Origin of the sequence: Pseudoalteromonas sp. APC 3358 (assembly GCF_030408075.1) — a bacterium.
Lineage (GTDB): Bacteria > Pseudomonadota > Gammaproteobacteria > Enterobacterales > Alteromonadaceae > Pseudoalteromonas > Pseudoalteromonas arctica.
The window spans coordinates 228,462-246,638 of sequence record NZ_JASDCE010000002.1 but is presented as its reverse complement, the minus strand read 5'-3'; the positions used below and the strand labels follow the sequence as shown (position 1 = coordinate 246,638).

The following is an 18,177-nucleotide window of genomic DNA, read 5'->3' as shown; positions in this document are numbered from 1 at the left end:
TAAGTAAATTAACAATAAAAATTAAGTAACTATGCCACTCAAAAAAATAATCAAACCACTCATACTAGCCAGCCTTTGCGCTAGTTCTAGTTACACTCTCGCACAAACAAAAGTAATTTATAATGCCAATGGTTATACCCCTTTATACAAAGGTGAAGTACAGCAGTTTTCTACCCTCGTTATTAAAAATGGCAAGGTAGTTAAGCTCGGTAGCGAAACACTTAAAGATAGCTACCCAGATGCCAAGCTAATTGACGCGCACGGTAATACCTTATTACCTGGCTTAATTGATGCTCATGGGCACGTTATTGGCCTTGGCGACAATTTATCGCAACTTGACGTACGCGGCGCAACATCGGTTGATGAAGTAACAAATAAACTAAAAGTATTTGCCGATAACAAACAAGGTTGGATTATTGGGCGAGGTTGGAACCAAGAGCTTTGGGCTGATACACGCTTTCCTACAGCTAAAAATTTAGACAAAGTAGTGAGCGATCGACCGGTGGTTCTTTCGCGGGTTGATAGTCACGCCATTTGGGTTAATTCAAAAGCGCTCGAACTTGCTGGTATTAACGCCCAAACAAAAGCGCCTGAAGGCGGTGAAATAATTAAAGACGAATTTGGCAATCCTACAGGTATTTTTGTAGATAAAGCAGAATCGCTAATTACCCAGCATATGCCAGCCCCTTCAAAGCAAGATATAAGTGACTCACTAGATGCAGCAGGTAAGCATTTATTAAGTTTAGGCATTACCTCTACTCACGATGCAGGTATTGATAAAGCCACATGGGAGGTTTACAAAGAGCGCGGCGACCTTGGTAATTTACCGCTACGTATTGTGGCAATGTTAAGTGGTGCAAGCCCTGATTTAGGCGCAATGTTAAAGGCAGGCCGATACCACGACAAAAATGACTTTATGGAAATTCGCAGTGTTAAAGTTTACGCCGATGGCGCACTTGGCTCTCGCGGAGCCGCTCTGATTGAAGAATACGCAGACAGACCTGGTCACCATGGTTTAATGCTTGAAACACAAGAAAAACTCGAAGCGCTCTTTACACAAAGCTTTAAAAGCGGCTTTAGCGCAAATACCCACGCAATTGGCGATAAAGCAAATAAAGTAGTACTTGATGCTTATCAAAATGTGTTTAAAAAAACGGGCGGTATATTACTACGTAACCGAATAGAGCACGCACAAATTGTAACGCCTGAGGATATCCCTCGCTTTAAAGCGTTAAAAATAATCCCTTCAATGCAGCCAGTACATGCCACTTCTGATATGCATATGGCAGAGCAACGCTTAACTGAAAAACAATTAAGCGGTGCCTATGCTTGGCAAACATTTTTAAAGCAAGGATCGGTGGTTGCAGCAGGCTCTGATTACCCTGTAGAGCTTGCAAATCCATTTGATGGTTTGTATTCAGCCATTACACGCATGGATCATAACAAACTACCTGAAAACGGCTGGCGCGCAAGTGAAGTACTAAGCCGCGAAGATGCATTACGTGCATTTACTCTCGGTGGCGCTTATTCAGCTCATCAAGAATTTAAGGTGGGTAGTTTAGAAAAAGGTAAATGGGCCGACTTTATTTTAATTGATAAAGACTACTTTAAAGTACCTGTTGACGAGATATACAAAACAAACGTACTGCAAACATGGGTAGCAGGAATAAAACGGTACGAAAAAACCAAAACAGAAAATACTATCGATAAATAAATAAAAAGGGTTAACGCAAGTTAACCCTTTTTATTTGTGTAATAAAACATGTTTAGCTAAACATGTTTTTCACATCTTTTAGCATATCGTTGTATTCATCACTTGTGAATAATTGCATAGACGGTATTACACCTTTATCTATGTACGTTTGCAGCGCTGCTGACTTATCAGAAACCTGTAATGTTCCCTCTAAAATAGCGCCTACTCGAATAAAGTCTACGTAACTAACTTTATCAGGTTTGTAACTTGGATCTGCCCAGCTTAGAGCTACATCAACAAACTCTTTAGGAAATTCCCACGCTTGCATAATCGACGAGCCAATTTTTCCACTCAGCTTTTGAATTGCGTGCGCTAAAAAGCTTGGGTTGGCAAACACTTCAGGGTGGCGCTCAGCTTCTGTTAAAATTGGTAATACACCAATATTATAAACAAGCGCAGCTAATGTAATTGAATCACGATTTAATGAAGTGTGTTTATTGTTTTTTAAGTAAAACTCCATGAGTGTTATTGAATGGCTAGCAACGGTTAATGTTTTTTGCCAAGCCTTGCCCATGTAGCCTTTAATTAGCTCATTGTTTGATACAAATAATTGCTCCATAGCCATAGCCGTTGCAATATTTTTAATTTGGCGCAACCCAATGCGAGTCACTGCTTGTTGTAAATTAGATACTTTTACAGAACGCCCCATAATCGCACTATTAGCTACTTTTATCATACGAGCTGAAAGCGCTGGGTCTTGTGAGATTACATCTGACATTTGCATTAAATTCACATCAGGGTTATCTGCAGCTTGGCGAACCTTAATCGCTACTTCAGGTAGCGTTGGTAAAACCAACGTATCGTTATTTATTCTATCGACTAGAATCGTTAATAAAGCGTTTTCTGTAGACATAAAGCTGCCGTCCTTTTGTGTTCAGCCTGTAAAGTAACTGCAAACTCAGGCAGTTAATTTTCGCATTAGTAATATAATTAGTATTGTCTAACTTACCGATAAAGTTAAGAAAATTATAGAAGTTTATTTTTATTTATAATGCTTTATCGCTCATGCTTGCCTTACAACGCCAAATACTTGCTATTTACTATTTAGTTTTGCTTTAATGCACTCACAATTAAGGAAGCGTTTGTACATATTTAGTTTTTTAACTAAAGCAGTACAAATTATTAAACTTACTTTTTAACAGGTAATATAATGATCTTAAATAAAATTAGCCAAGCAATTATGCTCTCTGGTGTCGTTTTTCTTAGTGCATGTTCTGAACAAGCGCCGTCTTCTACCGACAACACAGCCACAGAGCTTGCTCAAAAAAGCAGTGCACAATCAGGCCCTGAGCTTATTAATGCAAATAACCAACGTTTAGATATTTACACCGACTTTAGCTTACAAAGTGATTTATCGCACTTAAGCGATAACCAACGAGCAATGGTTGCAAAGCTTATTGATGCTTCAAAAATAATGGACGAGTTATTTTGGAAGCAATCTTTTGGTGAAAATAAAGATGCGTTTTTAGCAAAGTTAGGTGATGAAAAAGTACGTAAATTTGCCGATATTAACTACGGTCCATGGGATCGTTTAAATGGCGATGAAGCGTTTTTATCCAGTTATAAAGAAAAACCTCTTGGCGCACAGTTTTACCCTGCCGATATAACCAAAGAAGAGTTAAACAATGCAGATGTTGAGGACAAAACAGGCCTTTACTCTGTAATTAAGCGTGATGAACAAGGTAAGCTTTACAGCGTGCCATATTCAAAAGAATACGCTAATGAGCTTGCAAAAGCCGCTGATATTTTACGTCAAGCAAGCAAACTTGCTGACGATAAAGAATTTGCTAATTACCTAAATCTGCGTGCTGATGCTCTACAAAAGGATGACTTCCAAGTATCTGACTTTGCTTGGATGGATATGAAAAATAACCCAGTAGATGTGGTTATTGGTCCAATTGAAACTTATGAAGATCAATTATTTGGTTACCGTGCAGCTTATGAATCTTACGTACTTATTAAAGATTTAAAATGGAGCGAACGCTTAGCTAAGTTTGCCGCATTTTTACCAGAGCTTCAAAAAGGCTTACCCGTTGATGCTAAGTACAAACAAGAAGTACCAGGCTCTGACGCCGACCTAAATGCATATGATGTTGTTTACTACGCTGGGCATTCAAACGCGGGTAGTAAAACAATAGCGATTAACTTGCCAAACGATGAGCAAGTACAGCTAGAAAAAGGAACTCGTCGCCTGCAACTTAAAAATGCGATGCGTGCTAAGTTTGATAAAATTTTAGTGCCAATTTCAAAGCAGTTAATTGTACCTGAGCAGCGTAAACACATTACTTTTGATGCATTTTTTGCCAATACGATGTTCCATGAAGTCGCTCACGGTTTAGGTATTAAAAATACAATTACTGGTAAAGGTACTGTTCGTCAATCATTACAAGAACACGCAAGTGCGCTTGAAGAAGGTAAAGCCGACATTTTAGGCCTGTACATGATTGAGCAATTACTTAAAAAGGGCGAAATTACAGAAGGAACTATTGAAGATTATTACACGACCTTCATGGCGGGTATATTCCGCTCAGTTCGTTTTGGAGCATCAAGTGCGCATGGTAAAGCAAATATGATTCGCTTTAACTTTTTTGCTCAAGAAGGCGCTTTTTCTAAAAATGAAGAAGGCCTGTACCGCGTTAATATGGAAAAAATGAGCATTGCAATGGCCAAGCTTTCTCGCTTAATTTTAACCTTACAAGGTGATGGCGATTACGAAAAAGTAGATCAACTAATTGCAACGCATGGCGATATAAAAGAAGAACTTGCTGAAGACTTAGAAAAACTAAGTAAAGCAAATATCCCTGTAGATGTAACGTTTAAACAGGGTAAAGAAGTACTAGGGCTTAAGTAGTTTTAGTTAAACTTAGCTAAACCCTAAAAAAGCGTTGCAGCTTAAAACTGCAGCGCTTTTTTTAACGCTGTAATTTGTACATCTGTATACGGCACAGCTGGATACTTACCCCAAATTGGCGCAGGCCAAGCAGCATCAGTAGTAAAGCGTGCAATATGGTGAATATGTAATTGCGGCACCATATTACCCAAAGCCGCTATATTTAACTTATCAGGGCTAAACACATCCATTAATAATTTACTTAGCTTGGCTGACTCTTTTAAATACACAATTTGATCATCCTCAGATAAATCAATTATCTCTTTTAAGTTAGCCTGCCTAGGCACTAATACAAACCACGGATATTGGCTGTCGTTCAATAAAAGTACTTTACACAGTGGCCAATCGGCAAGCTCTATACAGTCGCGTTTAAGTTCTGGCGCTAGTTTAAATTCAGGGTTAGTCATTGTTATGTCCTACTTTGTCTTTAATAATCGCCACTTTATAGCATTTAGTTGCAGTTGCACACGCTTGGCTTTACCATCAAAGCAATATTTATAATAAGCTAAGGCAACCTTGTGCTAAAAAAAATAAAACACCTCTCACTAGCCCTCCCATTAATGGTTGGCGCTATTAGTGTTCAAGCAAAACCTTTATCGTTGGAGCGTATTTTTGACGATCCGAGCCTTTCAGGTAAATCACCTGTACAACTTAAATTTTCGCCTGACGGCAGCCGTGTAACTTATTTACAAGGCAAAAGCGATGACTACAACCGCTACGATTTATGGGAATACAATCTAAAAGATAACACCAACCGTGTGCTAGTTGATTCGGCAAAGTTATTTTCAGGCCCAGAAAACCTATCTGATGAAGAAAAAGCACGCCGCGAACGCCAACGTATTTTTGGTAAAGGCATATTAGAATACAAATGGTCTAAAGACGGTAAAGCACTTTTATTCCCACTTAACGGCGACCTTTACTATTACGATTTAGCCTCTGCTAAAAGTAAAAAACTAACCGACACTGAAACATTTGAAACCGATGCACGCTTTTCACCTAAAGGTAACTACGTATCGTTTATTCGAGAGCAAAACCTATTCGCTTTAGAGCTTGAATCAGGTAAAGAAATTCAGCTTAGTAAAGATGGCGGCGGCGTAATTAAAAACGGCATGGCCGAATTTGTAGCTCAAGAAGAAATGAGCCGTATGACGGGTTACTGGTGGTCAGGTGATGAAACTAAAATTGCTTATACCCGCGTTGACGAAACTCCAGTAAAAGAAGCTATCCGTAACGAAATTTACGCTGATGAAGTTAAATTATTTAACCAACGCTACCCGTTTACAGGTACTGATAACGTAAAAATTCAACTCGGTGTGGTTAAACTAAATGATCAAAAAGTAGATTGGATTGATTTAGGTAAAGATGAAGACATTTATATCGCGCGTGCTAAATGGCTAAAAGACGGCAATACACTGTCGTACCAATGGCAAAATCGCTCGCAACATAAATTAGAGCTTCGTTTTTATAACAGCGAAACTAAAGTCCAAAAAGTAGCATTAACCGAAAACAGCGAAACGTGGATTAACCTACATTTTGATCTTGAGTTTTTAAAAGACAAAAAACATTTTGTATGGGCATCTGAGCGCGACGGTTTTAAACACTTATATCTGTATCGCACAAACGGTCAACTTGTACGTCAAATCACCTCTGGTGATTGGGCTGTTGATAGCTTAAAAGGTATTGATGAGAAAAAAGGCATTGTTTACTTTGCCGGTCGAAAAGATACACCGCTTGAAAGCCATTTATACAGCGCGCCTTTATTTAAAAAAGGCGATGCCAAACGTATCACCGAAAAAGGTCAGTACCATAATGTTGTGCTAGCAAAAGACAGCAAAACCTTTATCGATAATAGCTCGTCTGATAATAAACCAAACTCAGCAGCGCTTCGCAAAGTAAACGGCGAATTTATTACATGGCTTGAAGAAAATAAGCTTGATAGTAACCATCCGCTTACTCCTTATTTAAGCGACTTAACAAAACCAGAATACGGCACAATTAAAGCCGAAGATGGCCAAGTTATGCATTACCGTTTATTTAAGCCTAGCAACATTACTGATGGCAAAAAGCACCCTGTTATTGTTAACGTATACGGCGGCCCGCATGCTCAACGAGTGACGAATAGCTGGCGCAGTAAAAACTTGTACTTTCAGTACATGGCGCAACAAGGTTACGTAATTTTTCAACTGGATAACCGTGGTTCGTACAACCGTGGTAAAAAGTTTGAAGATGCTATTTATAAAAACCTAGGCGTGGTTGAAGTTGCCGATCAAATTAAAGGCGTAGAGTTTTTACGTACACTTGATTACGTAGACCCACAACGCATCGGTGTTTATGGCCACAGCTACGGCGGCTACATGGCACTTATGACTATGTTTAAAGCAGGCGATTACTTTCAAGCCGGCGTATCGGGTGCTCCTGTAACCGATTGGGCTCTATACGATACGCATTACACAGAGCGTTATTTAGGTCACCCTGATACGAATGCTAAAGGGTATGAAGACAGCGCAGTATTTCCATATGCAGATGGCTTAAAAGGCCCATTAATGATTTATCATGGAATGGCTGACGACAACGTGCTGTTTACTCATTCAACTAAATTGTTTAAACAACTGCAAGATAACGAAAAACAGTTTGAAATGATGACCTACCCAGGCTCTAAGCACAGCCTACGTGGTAAACAAGTGCAAACACACTTACATCAAACAATTACAAACTTCTTTAATCGTCATTTTGATGTTAAATAAGCAAGTAAAGTAATAACAGACTAAAGGCTGATTGATAAATCAGCCTTTTTTTTGCATTAATGGGCGTTAAGCCTAGATTAAACTCTTTTTTTAGCTACGCTTATTCTATGCGCTAAAGCGCACACTTTTTGAGGATAAATGTATGCCTAGTCTACGTAGTTTTAGTATATTCCAACGTTTCTCGCTGCTCATAGCTATTGTTGTATTTGGGCTTATAGCGCTTAGTGTAGCCAGCCTAACTCACCAATATAGCTCTCTTAAAAACGAGCAGTACCTTAAAACACAAAATGTAGTAGAAACTGCGTACAGTATAATCGAGCACTTTTATGACCTTGAGCAAAATAATACTCTCACTCAACAACAAGCTCAATCGCAAGCACTTAATGCAATAAGAGCTCTGCGCTACGACAAAACCAATTACTTTTGGATTAACAATTACCAGCCAAAAATGGTTATGCATCCTATAAAACCTGCTCTTGAAGGAAAAGATTTAACCAATAATAAAGACCCTGACGGCAAAGCATTGTTTGTTGATATGGTTAATATAGTTAAACGCTCTGGCGAGGGATTTATTCCTTATAAATGGCCAAAACCAGGTAAAGAAAAACCAGTTGAAAAAATCGCATTTGTTAAAGGTTTTAATCAATGGCAATGGATTATTGGCTCAGGTGTTTATCTTGATTCAATTGACGAAGCATTTAGCGAGCAACGTAATCTAATAGTCGTCAGTGCAACAATTATGATTATTGCTGTTATTTTACTTAGTTACTTTATAGGCAAGAGCATTTTAATACCTACTCGTTTAGCAGCCGATATGATGAAAGATATTTCACAAGGTGAAGGCGATTTAACTCGTACATTAAATGAATCCGGTAACGATGAAATATCTGAACTATCACACTCATTTAATTTATTTGTTTTGAAAATGCGAGAGTCTCTTGTTCATGTATCACAAAGTGCAAACGATGTAAGCGAGCATGCGCATACAGTTGATGATTCAAGTAGAACAAGCCACTCGTTTATTGAGCTTCAAAACGACAGCTCAACCCAAGTTGCAGCTGCCATGGAGCAAATGACTCACCAAATACATGATGTAAGCCGTAACGCCGAAGCCGCAGAGCAAGCAGCTAAGGATGCAGCACAAAACGCATCAACGGGTAAAAATGTGGTTGCGCAAACAATTACAGCAATAGAAACACTCTCAAGCAACATAGAAACAGTCAGCCGTGTAACAGAAGATTTAGCCAACGAGAGCCATAATATAGGCTCTGTACTTGATGTAATAAGAAGCATATCGGAGCAAACAAACTTACTGGCATTAAATGCTGCCATTGAGGCTGCTCGCGCAGGAGAGCATGGCCGAGGATTTGCTGTTGTTGCAGATGAAGTAAGAACACTAGCCAGTCGTACAGGGCAAAGTACCGACGAAATTCAAACCATGATCACTAAACTTCAAGAAGGTGCAAAAGCAGCAGTAGAAGCAGTTAAATCAAGCCAAGCACTTTCAGTTTCTACCGTAGATCAGGCGTCATCAGCCAATACTTCACTTAATGAAATAGAACGACTTGTTTCAATTATTACCGAAATGAACAGCCAAATAGCTCGCGCCACAGAGCAACAAACTCAAGCTGCCGACGAGGTTAATTTGCGTATTAATGAGCTATCTCAATCAACTGAGCAATCATTAAATAATACTAAACAGCTTACCGATGCCAGTGATAATCTTAAACAAAGTAGCCAAGAGCTTTCGAGCGTAGTTAATCGTTTTAAATTAGATTAATCGATACCGTTCTCATAAAATGCAAAAAGCCCTGAATTAACAGGGCTTTTTTATTGCATGTAAGTTTTTAGCTTACAAACAGTAACGTGCAAACAAGCTCGTTACTGATGCAGCCGTTGGCTTGCCATGCTGCCAATCACCGCCTTCAACACCGCTTCCTGCAATGTCCATATGCACATAAGGCAAAGGTTGTGCAGAGTCGTTACCGTGCTTATCAAGCCCACCAACAATAGCCATAAACGCCATAGGGAACTGATGCCCACGCGCAGTAACTGCAGATGCTGCGTTATTGCTCGAGAGTACGTCGTCAGCTAGCGTGCGTGGTTTAATAAAGTCGTAATCTTCACGGCGAGAACGCGATACTTCAGCGCCATCGGCCCACAAATCTCCAAGGTCAGCTATTTGACGTGAAACACCAGCGCTACGAGCTGGACCATTTTCAACATACGCACCGTAAGGACCCATTGCACGTGCCGCGTGACCCGTTAATGTAGCTACAGTAAATAACGTTGGGTTTCTTTCGCCTTTAGCTAAATCTTTCATTTCGCTAAGCAGGTCGCCCATTGCTAAGCGCCCTTCTGCATCGGTATTACCAATGCGTACACGGATACCTTCGCGGCTAGTAATAATTTCATCTGGCACAAAACAATCCGAGCCAATAGAGTTACGAACAACAGCCAAGTACGATACTACTTTAACGCCTTTAGGCTGATAATCCGCAACGGCTTTCATAAAGCCCGCAACAGAAGCTGCGCCACCTTTATCGCGACTCATGCCTGCCATATGACCACCTACTTTTAAATCTGCACCGCCTGTATCGTATACAAGACCCTTACCTACAAACATAAGTGTACGAGTAATTTCGCCCTCTGGTACATATTCAAGCTTAACAACACGTGGGTGATGGCGCTCAACTGCATACGATGCACGAGCAACAGTGCTTAGCATTGGGTAGTTTTTATCAATAGCTGCAATATCATCAATTACGTCAACTGCAATGCTTGAGCCTTTAAATAAATCAACGCAGTAATCAGCAAAACGTGGTGGAGCCATACGCTCAGGTTCGGTGCCACACAAGTCACGCGCGGCATATTGGCCCGCAGCAATTGCATTAACAGCTTTGATTGTTTGCTCGCTTGCGCTAACTAAACCAATCTGAGTTATAGGTTCTATACCCTCACCGTGATATTCACGCGCTTCTAATGGCTGCCATAATGCTTGGCAAGCACCTAAGTAAGCAACTTCTAAGGCATGTTGATAACGGCTATCGCCATTTAAATTTGGTAAAAATAATGCAGGGTTAACACTACCCGACGCTTTGGCTTCGTTAATCGCTAATTTAGCAGCATCAAAATAACGGCGCACATCGTCATAATCTCTATTTAATGGACCGGTTGGCGCAAGTATTACGCGCTTGTTTTCAATCACCAATAAAGTAACTTGTTTACCAATACGAGAATCAACTTTTGCTTGAGCTAAAATAGCATCACGTAATGAGTTATTTGGTAATTGAGAATAGTCATCACTAATAATAATAAGCGCATCATGAGACGTGCATTCAAGACTTGCACTAACCGCTTGAGGGTATGCCATAAATAAGATCCTGTTAAAAAACATAAACCCTATTATCGTCGATTTAAATATTGAAGACCAGCAAGGTGCGATGAGCTAATGACATAACTTGCCAATAAATGGCAACTTGAAGTTACAGGCTTTACAACTTAATCGAGAATACTCAGTTGGAAGTTTTGCTCTGGCTCGCTTTTAATACCAACGCCTATACCAAGTAATCGAACCGGCTGCTGTAACCCTCGTTGATAAGCCTTAGTAAGGAGTTGAATAAATATTTCTGTGTTTAGCTCGTGATACGTCTGATCGGCTGAAGTCGATACAAAGTTTGCAAACTTCACTTTAACACTCAGCTTATTAATACGGTTTTGTAATTGCTGTTTATTAAGCCTTAAAACTAATTCGTCTAACAATTTTGGCAGCTGATCTAGGCACTCCTGCAAACTCGTTTTGTTGTACTCATAAGTATGCTCAACACTTAATGACTTTCTAATTCGGTTAGTAGAGACATGACCTACATACTCACCTGCACATTTTTGGTAAAGCGACACACCAAAATTGCCCACATGTTGCTGCATCCAATTCACACCTTTTTCGCGTACATCTTTACCGGTATATAAGCCTTTTAAATTTAGCTTTTCGAGCGTTACTTTACCCACCCCCGGAATTTTACCCAGCGGTAATTGCGCTAAAAAGTCATCGATCTCATGAGGCAAAACGACAAACTGACCATTAGGCTTTTTTTCGTCACTCGCTATTTTGGCAATAAATTTAATCGGTGCAATACCTGCCGACGCAGTAAGCCCCGTGGCATTGTAAATATCGGCTCTTATTTGCTGTGCAATAAGTGTGGCGCTGCCTTTACAAGCGGTGCTGTCTGTTACATCTAGGTAGGCTTCGTCTAAAGAGAGTGGTTCAATTAAGTCTGTGTAGCGGTTAAATACTTCACGTATTTGATTTGAGGCTTCTTTGTATACAGCCATGCGCCCAGGGACAATAACTAAATCAGGGCATAATTGTTTAGCATGATAGTTCGACATAGCCGATCGCACGCCATACTCCCTCGCTATATAGTTAGCGGTCGAGAGCACGCCTCGTCGGCTATTGCCTCCGATGGCAAGCGGTACATGTGCAAGTTGTGGATTATCTCGCATTTCTACTGCAGCGTAAAAACAATCCATGTCTATGTGAATAAATTTTTTCATCACCACTATAACGACTGGCTATTTATACAGTCATTATTATAGAATCACATGCGATAAGCAAGCCTAGGGCCTGTTTATCTTTCGAGGTTAAATTTGCAGCAGACTGTTTGGTATTTAGGCAAGGCAGAGCCTATGTAGTGTGGTTATTCCCCATAAATAGGCGATAACGTAGCACAAATGCCAAACATACGCTGCCCGAAGGGTTCTGCCTAGGGGCAATTTACTCTTTGTTGCCTATATGGATGTGGGTAAGGGGCGTGAGCAGGGCGCGGAAGCTTTGCTCGGTTTTTACTTATTCTTACAGGGATGTAAGCCAGTAGAATAATGCAGGAGCAGTTATCGAGCCCACTAGGTCACAAACCTCGCGCCGCGATTAAATAGCCCCTAGATTGAACAAATTTTAATCCTGAAAGGTCAACAGGCCCTAGTTAGCGATTAAAAAAAGCGCTTATTACTTTCTTGCTCTTTATAACCGCGCAACCAAAACATAACCTCGAAAAAAAAACCCGCTAACATTAAAATAATAGCGCCTGATTCGTTACCCATTGCGTAACAGGTAAAAGAGGCTATAAAAACCAAACAAGCTAAGGACCAGTTAATTATGTTCTGCATATTTCTACCTCTGTGTGTTTTTGTGTTTGTCTGTGCAATTTAACTGTAGACCTAAAATTAAATAGGTACAATCATCTTATAAAAAAACTTGCCATTAATTACCTTGAGCTCGTAACCCCATGTTGATAATCTAAGTACTTTAAAATTAAGGGCCAATAAATAATGCAAACGTTTAAAGATCAGCACCCTATCCATACAGACATCACCGTAGCGTGGGCTGATATGGATGCGCTACAACACGTAAATAATGTAGTGTATTTACGTTACTTTGAAATAGCCCGAATCGACTTCTTAAATAAAATAAATCTGTTCGATACAATAAGCCCTAATGGCGTAGGTCCGGTAATAAGCGAAAATAACATTCGTTATAAACGCCCAGTTACTTTTCCAGACACGCTTACGGTTGGCGTTACTATTTCTGATATAAAAACAGACCGCTTTAATATGAATTATACCGTTTACAGCCATGCACAAAAGGCTATAACCACAACAGGCACTTCTAAAGTGGTCATGTTTGATTTTGAAACAGGCCAAAAAGCCCTCATTGCAGAGCCTCTTTTATCGGCGTTAGTTAGCTACTCTCAAGACGAGCAATAAGGAACTCTCATGCAATACAGCCCACTTGGCAGCAGTGGTATTAACGTTTCTAGAGTATGTTTAGGCAGTATGACTTGGGGTAAACAAAATACTCAAAGCGATGCTGATGAACAAATAGCCTATGCGCTAGAGCAAGGCGTAAACTTTATTGATACAGCCGAAATGTACGCAGTCCCCCCCTCTCCAGAGACCTATGGTAAAACCGAGGAAATTATTGGCGACTGGCTATCGCGTAATAAACAAAAACGCGGCGATGTAGTACTTGCCACAAAAATAGCAGGCAATGGCTTATCGTGGGTACGCGATGGTGGCAATATTACGCGTCAAACAGTAATAGAAGCCGTGGACGACTCACTTAAGCGCCTGCAAACTGACTACATTGATTTATATCAGCTGCATTGGCCAAACCGTTCTACCCCGCACTTTGGCAGACAGTGGCCCGGCACACTTAAATTTACCGATGTAAATACACAAGAACAGCAAGCTAGCATGCTTGATATTCTTGAAGGTCTTAATGATTGCGTTAAAGCAGGTAAAATTAAGCACTGTGGTTTATCTGACGACACACCATGGGGTATAAGCCAGTTTTTAAATTTAGCCAAAGAGCATAACTTACCGCGTATGGTATCTATTCAAAATGAGTTTAGCCTAGCGCACGCTAAAGATTGGCCGTATTTAATAGAACAATGTGTTCATGAAGATATTGCGTATTTACCATGGTCACCTCTAGCGGCTGGTTTATTAACGGGTAAATACTTAAACGGCGCGCGCCCTGAAGGTTCTCGTTGGACGTTTATGCAGCGCAACGGTATTTTTAGAGATACACCCAATGCAGAGCAAGCCACTAAGCAGTATGTTGAACTGGCTCATGCAAACAATATTACTCCAGCACAACTAGCACTGGCATGGTGTAACCAAGTAGATGGCGTAACCTCTTCAATTATTGGTGCAACAAGCATAGCCCAATTAAAAGAAGATATTGATGCATTTAACATCACGTTAAACGACGAAATTCTTAGTGAGATTAACACTATATTTAAAAACTATCCTATGCCTTATTAAGCATGTACCAGTTAAAAGCAGCCTTGAACAAGGCTGCTTTTAACTAAAATATTTGACCCTACTACAACCAACACTATACTTTAATTAAGTTTTCTTAATTCAACGAACACTTATCAATGCTGAAAAACGGATACTATGCATTTTGTCTATTAATTGTATTTAACGCGCATGCTGTTGAGCAAAAAGTACAGCCTCTAGAAGAAATTATTTGGCTACAAAGTTACACGCCCCCTTTTCATATAGCTAAAAGCGAAAGTGCACCACAAGGCGGTATTTGCGACAACCTAACCGAGCAACTCATTAGAACCATAACAGATGTAAAACATACCCGCTTAATTGTCCCTCAGCAGCGTATAAATAAATATTTAAGTGAAGGACAAAACGTATGCTTCCCGTGTGTTATTTATAAAAAACATAATAACCAACTACTTAACTACTCAAATCCAACAACGGTATATCCCCCATTTTCAATTATCACGACTAAAGAGCTAAAGCCCAAATTAGAAGAAAAGCACGGCTCGCCTATTCACCTTATTAATTTATTAACCGACCCGCAATACGTATACGGGCAAGCTGCTGCACGTAAATTTACAACTAAAATTAATACAATTATTGAAAATACAAAACGAGATAAAGAGTCGTCGTTAAGTTGGAGTAGCGAAAATGAAAGTCAGGCTGTTATAGCACGCTTGAGTCACGGCTTTTTAGACTACTCAATTGATTACCCGTTTATGGCCGATTACTTTAATAAACAAGGCGAATTTACGAATATAGAGAGTGTACCAATTGCAGAAAATGACATTCAATTTATACGAGGAGCAATAGGTTGTGCGGCTAACGCACCTAATAATTTTGCACAGCAAGCGCTTAAAAAAATTAACCGCGCACTAAAAAATAATGTACTACAATCGCCTGAGTATCAACAAAGTCAGCATAATTGGCTTAAAACTACCTTTGCCGACTTTGATCAACACTACCAACAGCAAGTTATTAATTTTTACTTACTTGCCACTGATGCTCAAGCAAGCACTGATCATTAGCATAAAGTGCCACAGCAAAAATACTTTTAGGTGTTACCTCGCCCACGCCCGACGGTGTGCCTGTCATTACTACATCACCATCTTCTAAGCTCATAAATTCACTAATTTCTTGTAAAATTGAGTCCGGATTATGCAGCATAAAATGAGTATCGCCTTGCTGAACTACTTTATTATTAATTTTAAGTTCAAAGGTAAAGTGCTTCATTGCATCAGTTAGCGCTACAAAATCACTTAAAATAACAGAGCCGTCGAACGCTTTAGCGCGCTCCCATGGAAGTCCCTTATTTTTTAATTTACTTTGTACGGTGCGCTTAGTTAAATCAAGGCCGAGTCCAACCCCTACAAATTTTTTATTTTTAACTACAAAACATAGCTCGGTTTCATAATGCAGTGTATCGCCGTTATGAGCAGCAAATAACGTATTTGTAATCGCGCTATTTGGTTTGTTAAATAAAACCATTTGATCTGGTGTTTCGTTGTTTAGCTCTGCAATATGTGCGGTATAGTTACGGCCAACACAGACTACTTTTGATGGTGTTAATTCTTCAGATACTAACTTTATTGAATGCATATAAATAATGTCTCAGTTATTGGACCTGTTGACCTTTCAGGATTAAAATTTGTTCAATCTAGGGGCTATTTAATCGCGGCGCGAGGTTTGTAACCTAGTGGGCTCGATAACTGCTCCTGCGTTATTCTACTGACTTACATCCCTGTAAGAATAAGTAAAAACCGAGCAAAGCTTCCGCGTCCTGCTCACGCCCCTTACCTAAATCCATGTAGGCAACAAAGAGTAAATAGCCCCTGGGCAGAACCCTTCGGGCAGCGCATGTTTGGCATTTGTGCTACGTTATCGCCTATTTATGGGGAATAACCACACTACACAGGCTCTGCCTTGCCTAAATACCAAACATACTGCTGCAAATTTAACCTCGAAAGATAAACAGGCCCTAGCTAATAAGCGTTTCAAGTAAGCTCAAATTAATAGGTTTAAGTAAAACTCGGTCGATATTTAAATCTTTTATTTCTTTAGGGTCTGGCTCTGCGCCACTTACAATCACCAAGCGTAGCTCTGGATATCGCTCATTAACTTGCTGGCCTAAATCAATGCCACGCCCATCGGGTAAATGCATGTCTAACAATACCTTATTAAATTGCTGGTCGTGATTAAGTATTTGCAAACATTGTGCGCAGCTAGACGCAATGACGGTTTCAACGCCTAGACTTTCTAAAAGTAGCTGCGTAATTTGCGCTGCATCGTGATCGTCTTCAACAAGTAAAAAGCGCTGCTTTTTCTCGGTTAAGCCCTTACTACAATTTATATCTTTAGCTTGCGGTGCATGCTCTGGCGCTACCAAATAATCTTGCAAACATTGATATAAAGCCGCGCTATCAACAGGTTTTGGTATTACATCGTTAAAGCCAAGTGCAGCAAGCTCCTCATGTATGCCTTTCATAGTAGCGGCAGTGAGCGCGATTATTGGGCCTTTGTAACCCATTTTTCTAAGCTCTATGGTAGCTTCCTTGCCGCCCATTACAGGCATATGAATATCAATAAAAATAATGTCGTAAGGCGCTTTATACGCATCTGCAATACGCACCTTTTCAAGCGCTTGTTGGCCATGTTCGGCATAATCGACGCGCGCACCACAGGTACTGATCATATGACCGACTAGCATGCGTAAATCACGTAAATCATCAACTACTAATACTCGCCCATGCACTTTACATGGAGCCGATTTACTTTGTAGTTGCGGCGCACTGCTAAAATTAAGTACCTGTCGTTCTACTTCGCTAATATCACCTGGATACACAGAAATCGTAAATGTGGAACCTTTGCCTATTTCAGAGTGCAAACTAATATCACCGTGCATACGCGCTAACAATTCAGCACATATTGCCAAACCTAAGCCTGCGCCACCTACAGAGCGTGATTCTACATCAGCTATTTGTTCAAATGGCTTGAATATTAGTTCTTGTTTTTCAGGGGCAATGCCCATGCCTGAGTCTTTAATGCTAAAAAATAGCATTTCACGATCATCAACCCACTGCGTCCACGCATTAACAACAATTTCGCCTTTATCGGTAAATTTAACCGCATTATTTATTAGATTTATTAAAATTTGGCGAACTCTTGTTGCATCAAGTCGTGCAACCAAAGGTAATGGCTGATGAGATTCAAAGCGCAGCGTAAGGCCCTTATCTAGCACCGATACGCGCATTAGCGTGTATACATCGGCAAGCATGCTATCAAGGTTAACTTCGCTTAGGGTAAGTTCCAGTTTATCGGCTGCTATTTTTGACAAATCGAGCACATCGTTTAACAGGCTCAATAAATGTTTACCGTTTCGATAAATAACACCTAATTCATTTTCTGCTTGCTGACTAAAGTCGCTCTGCATTAATAGTTCGGTGTAACCTAAAATAGACGATAGAGGAGTACGTAATTCGTGGCTTAAATGAGCTAAAAAGCGGTCTTTTGAGCGATTTTCAGCTTCGGCCTTTAAACGCTCTACTCGCTCACCTTCAACATCTTTACGAGCAAGTGCATAACGAATAGCGCGCGCAAAGCGGCTCGAACTCATTTCTGTTTTTATTAAATAATCTACTGCACCGGCATCAAGCGCTGCCGAGTCTAACTCGTCGTTTGACTGCCCAGTAAGCATAATTATGGGGCCGCTAAAGCCATTGGCAATTGCTTCTTTTAATACATCTAAACCATTAGATGCACCCAAGCGGTAATCAAGCAGGCAAATGTCATGCTCGTTTTTACTAAGCGTTGCAATTGCCTGCTCTGGGGAACTTATCCATTGAATGTTAAACGTGTGTGAATCCAATTGGTCCAGATAGTCGCAGGTGAGTATGTAATCATCTTCATCATCTTCTACAAGCAGCAACTGAGTCACTTTATCTAACATACAATCT

General features: G+C 40.2%; 13 protein-coding genes. 7 read left to right on the top strand and 6 right to left on the bottom strand.

Annotation, left to right across the window (positions count from 1 at the left end):
• Positions 1-31: 31 nt before the first annotated feature.
• Positions 32-1,714 (top strand): amidohydrolase, encoded by a 1,683-nt coding sequence (locus tag QL995_RS03785; RefSeq protein WP_290292936.1) that lies wholly within the window; start codon positions 32-34, stop codon positions 1,712-1,714.
• A 52-nt stretch (positions 1,715-1,766) separates the two neighbouring features.
• On the opposite strand, the gene QL995_RS03780 is transcribed toward QL995_RS03785, so the two are convergent.
• Positions 1,767-2,606 carry an HDOD domain-containing protein gene (locus tag QL995_RS03780; RefSeq protein WP_024590070.1) on the bottom strand — a complete coding sequence of 280 codons (840 nt, stop codon included), beginning with the start codon at positions 2,604-2,606 and terminating at the stop codon, positions 1,767-1,769.
• A gap of 297 nt (positions 2,607-2,903) precedes the next feature.
• On the opposite strand from QL995_RS03780, the gene QL995_RS03775 reads away from it, so the two are divergent.
• Positions 2,904-4,604, top strand: coding sequence for a Zn-dependent hydrolase (locus QL995_RS03775; RefSeq protein ID WP_290292933.1), 1,701 nt, complete (start codon positions 2,904-2,906; stop codon positions 4,602-4,604).
• Between the two features lie 41 nt (positions 4,605-4,645).
• Here the strand turns inward: QL995_RS03775 and QL995_RS03770 are convergent, their stop codons facing one another.
• Positions 4,646-5,050, bottom strand: coding sequence for an HIT domain-containing protein (locus QL995_RS03770; protein WP_007581544.1), 405 nt, complete (start codon positions 5,048-5,050; stop codon positions 4,646-4,648).
• 111 nt (positions 5,051-5,161) lie between these two features.
• Here QL995_RS03770 and QL995_RS03765 point away from each other — a divergent pair, with 111 nt between their 5' ends.
• Both QL995_RS03765 and QL995_RS03760 read left to right on the top strand, forming a co-directional pair.
• Complete coding sequence (locus QL995_RS03765; RefSeq protein ID WP_169059786.1) at positions 5,162-7,387, top strand: DPP IV N-terminal domain-containing protein; 2,226 nt, start codon at positions 5,162-5,164, stop codon at positions 7,385-7,387.
• 142 nt (positions 7,388-7,529) lie between these two features.
• A complete protein-coding gene (locus QL995_RS03760; RefSeq protein WP_007581540.1) occupies positions 7,530-9,167 on the top strand; it encodes a methyl-accepting chemotaxis protein in 1,638 nt (545 codons plus the stop codon).
• 72 nt (positions 9,168-9,239) lie between these two features.
• Here QL995_RS03760 and QL995_RS03755 read toward each other — a convergent pair whose 3' ends face one another.
• Positions 9,240-10,760 carry a leucyl aminopeptidase family protein gene (locus tag QL995_RS03755; RefSeq protein WP_290292923.1) on the bottom strand — a complete coding sequence of 507 codons (1,521 nt, stop codon included), beginning with the start codon at positions 10,758-10,760 and terminating at the stop codon, positions 9,240-9,242.
• A 128-nt stretch (positions 10,761-10,888) separates the two neighbouring features.
• Complete coding sequence (gene dinB, locus QL995_RS03750; protein ID WP_290292920.1) at positions 10,889-11,941, bottom strand: DNA polymerase IV; 1,053 nt, start codon at positions 11,939-11,941, stop codon at positions 10,889-10,891.
• A gap of 774 nt (positions 11,942-12,715) precedes the next feature.
• Between dinB and QL995_RS03745 the strand changes: the two genes are divergently transcribed.
• From QL995_RS03745 to QL995_RS03735, 3 genes are all read left to right on the top strand, one after another.
• Positions 12,716-13,150 (top strand): thioesterase family protein, encoded by a 435-nt coding sequence (locus QL995_RS03745; RefSeq protein WP_290292917.1) that lies wholly within the window; start codon positions 12,716-12,718, stop codon positions 13,148-13,150.
• Between the two features lie 9 nt (positions 13,151-13,159).
• Positions 13,160-14,212: an aldo/keto reductase gene (locus QL995_RS03740; RefSeq protein WP_290292914.1), complete on the top strand. Its 1,053-nt coding sequence runs from the start codon at positions 13,160-13,162 to the stop codon at positions 14,210-14,212.
• 116 nt (positions 14,213-14,328) lie between these two features.
• The gene (locus QL995_RS03735) at positions 14,329-15,252 is read left to right on the top strand and encodes an ABC transporter substrate-binding protein (RefSeq protein ID WP_290292912.1); all 924 of its coding nucleotides are present in this window, start codon (positions 14,329-14,331) and stop codon (positions 15,250-15,252) included.
• On the opposite strand, the gene QL995_RS03730 is transcribed toward QL995_RS03735, so the two are convergent.
• Both QL995_RS03730 and QL995_RS03725 read right to left on the bottom strand, forming a co-directional pair.
• Positions 15,203-15,823, bottom strand: coding sequence for a fumarylacetoacetate hydrolase family protein (locus tag QL995_RS03730; RefSeq protein ID WP_290292910.1), 621 nt, complete (start codon positions 15,821-15,823; stop codon positions 15,203-15,205). The genes QL995_RS03735 and QL995_RS03730 overlap by 50 nt on opposite strands.
• Before the next feature lie 379 nt (positions 15,824-16,202).
• Positions 16,203-18,170, bottom strand: coding sequence for a response regulator (locus QL995_RS03725; protein WP_010553133.1), 1,968 nt, complete (start codon positions 18,168-18,170; stop codon positions 16,203-16,205).
• Between the last annotated feature and the right edge of the window lie 7 nt (positions 18,171-18,177).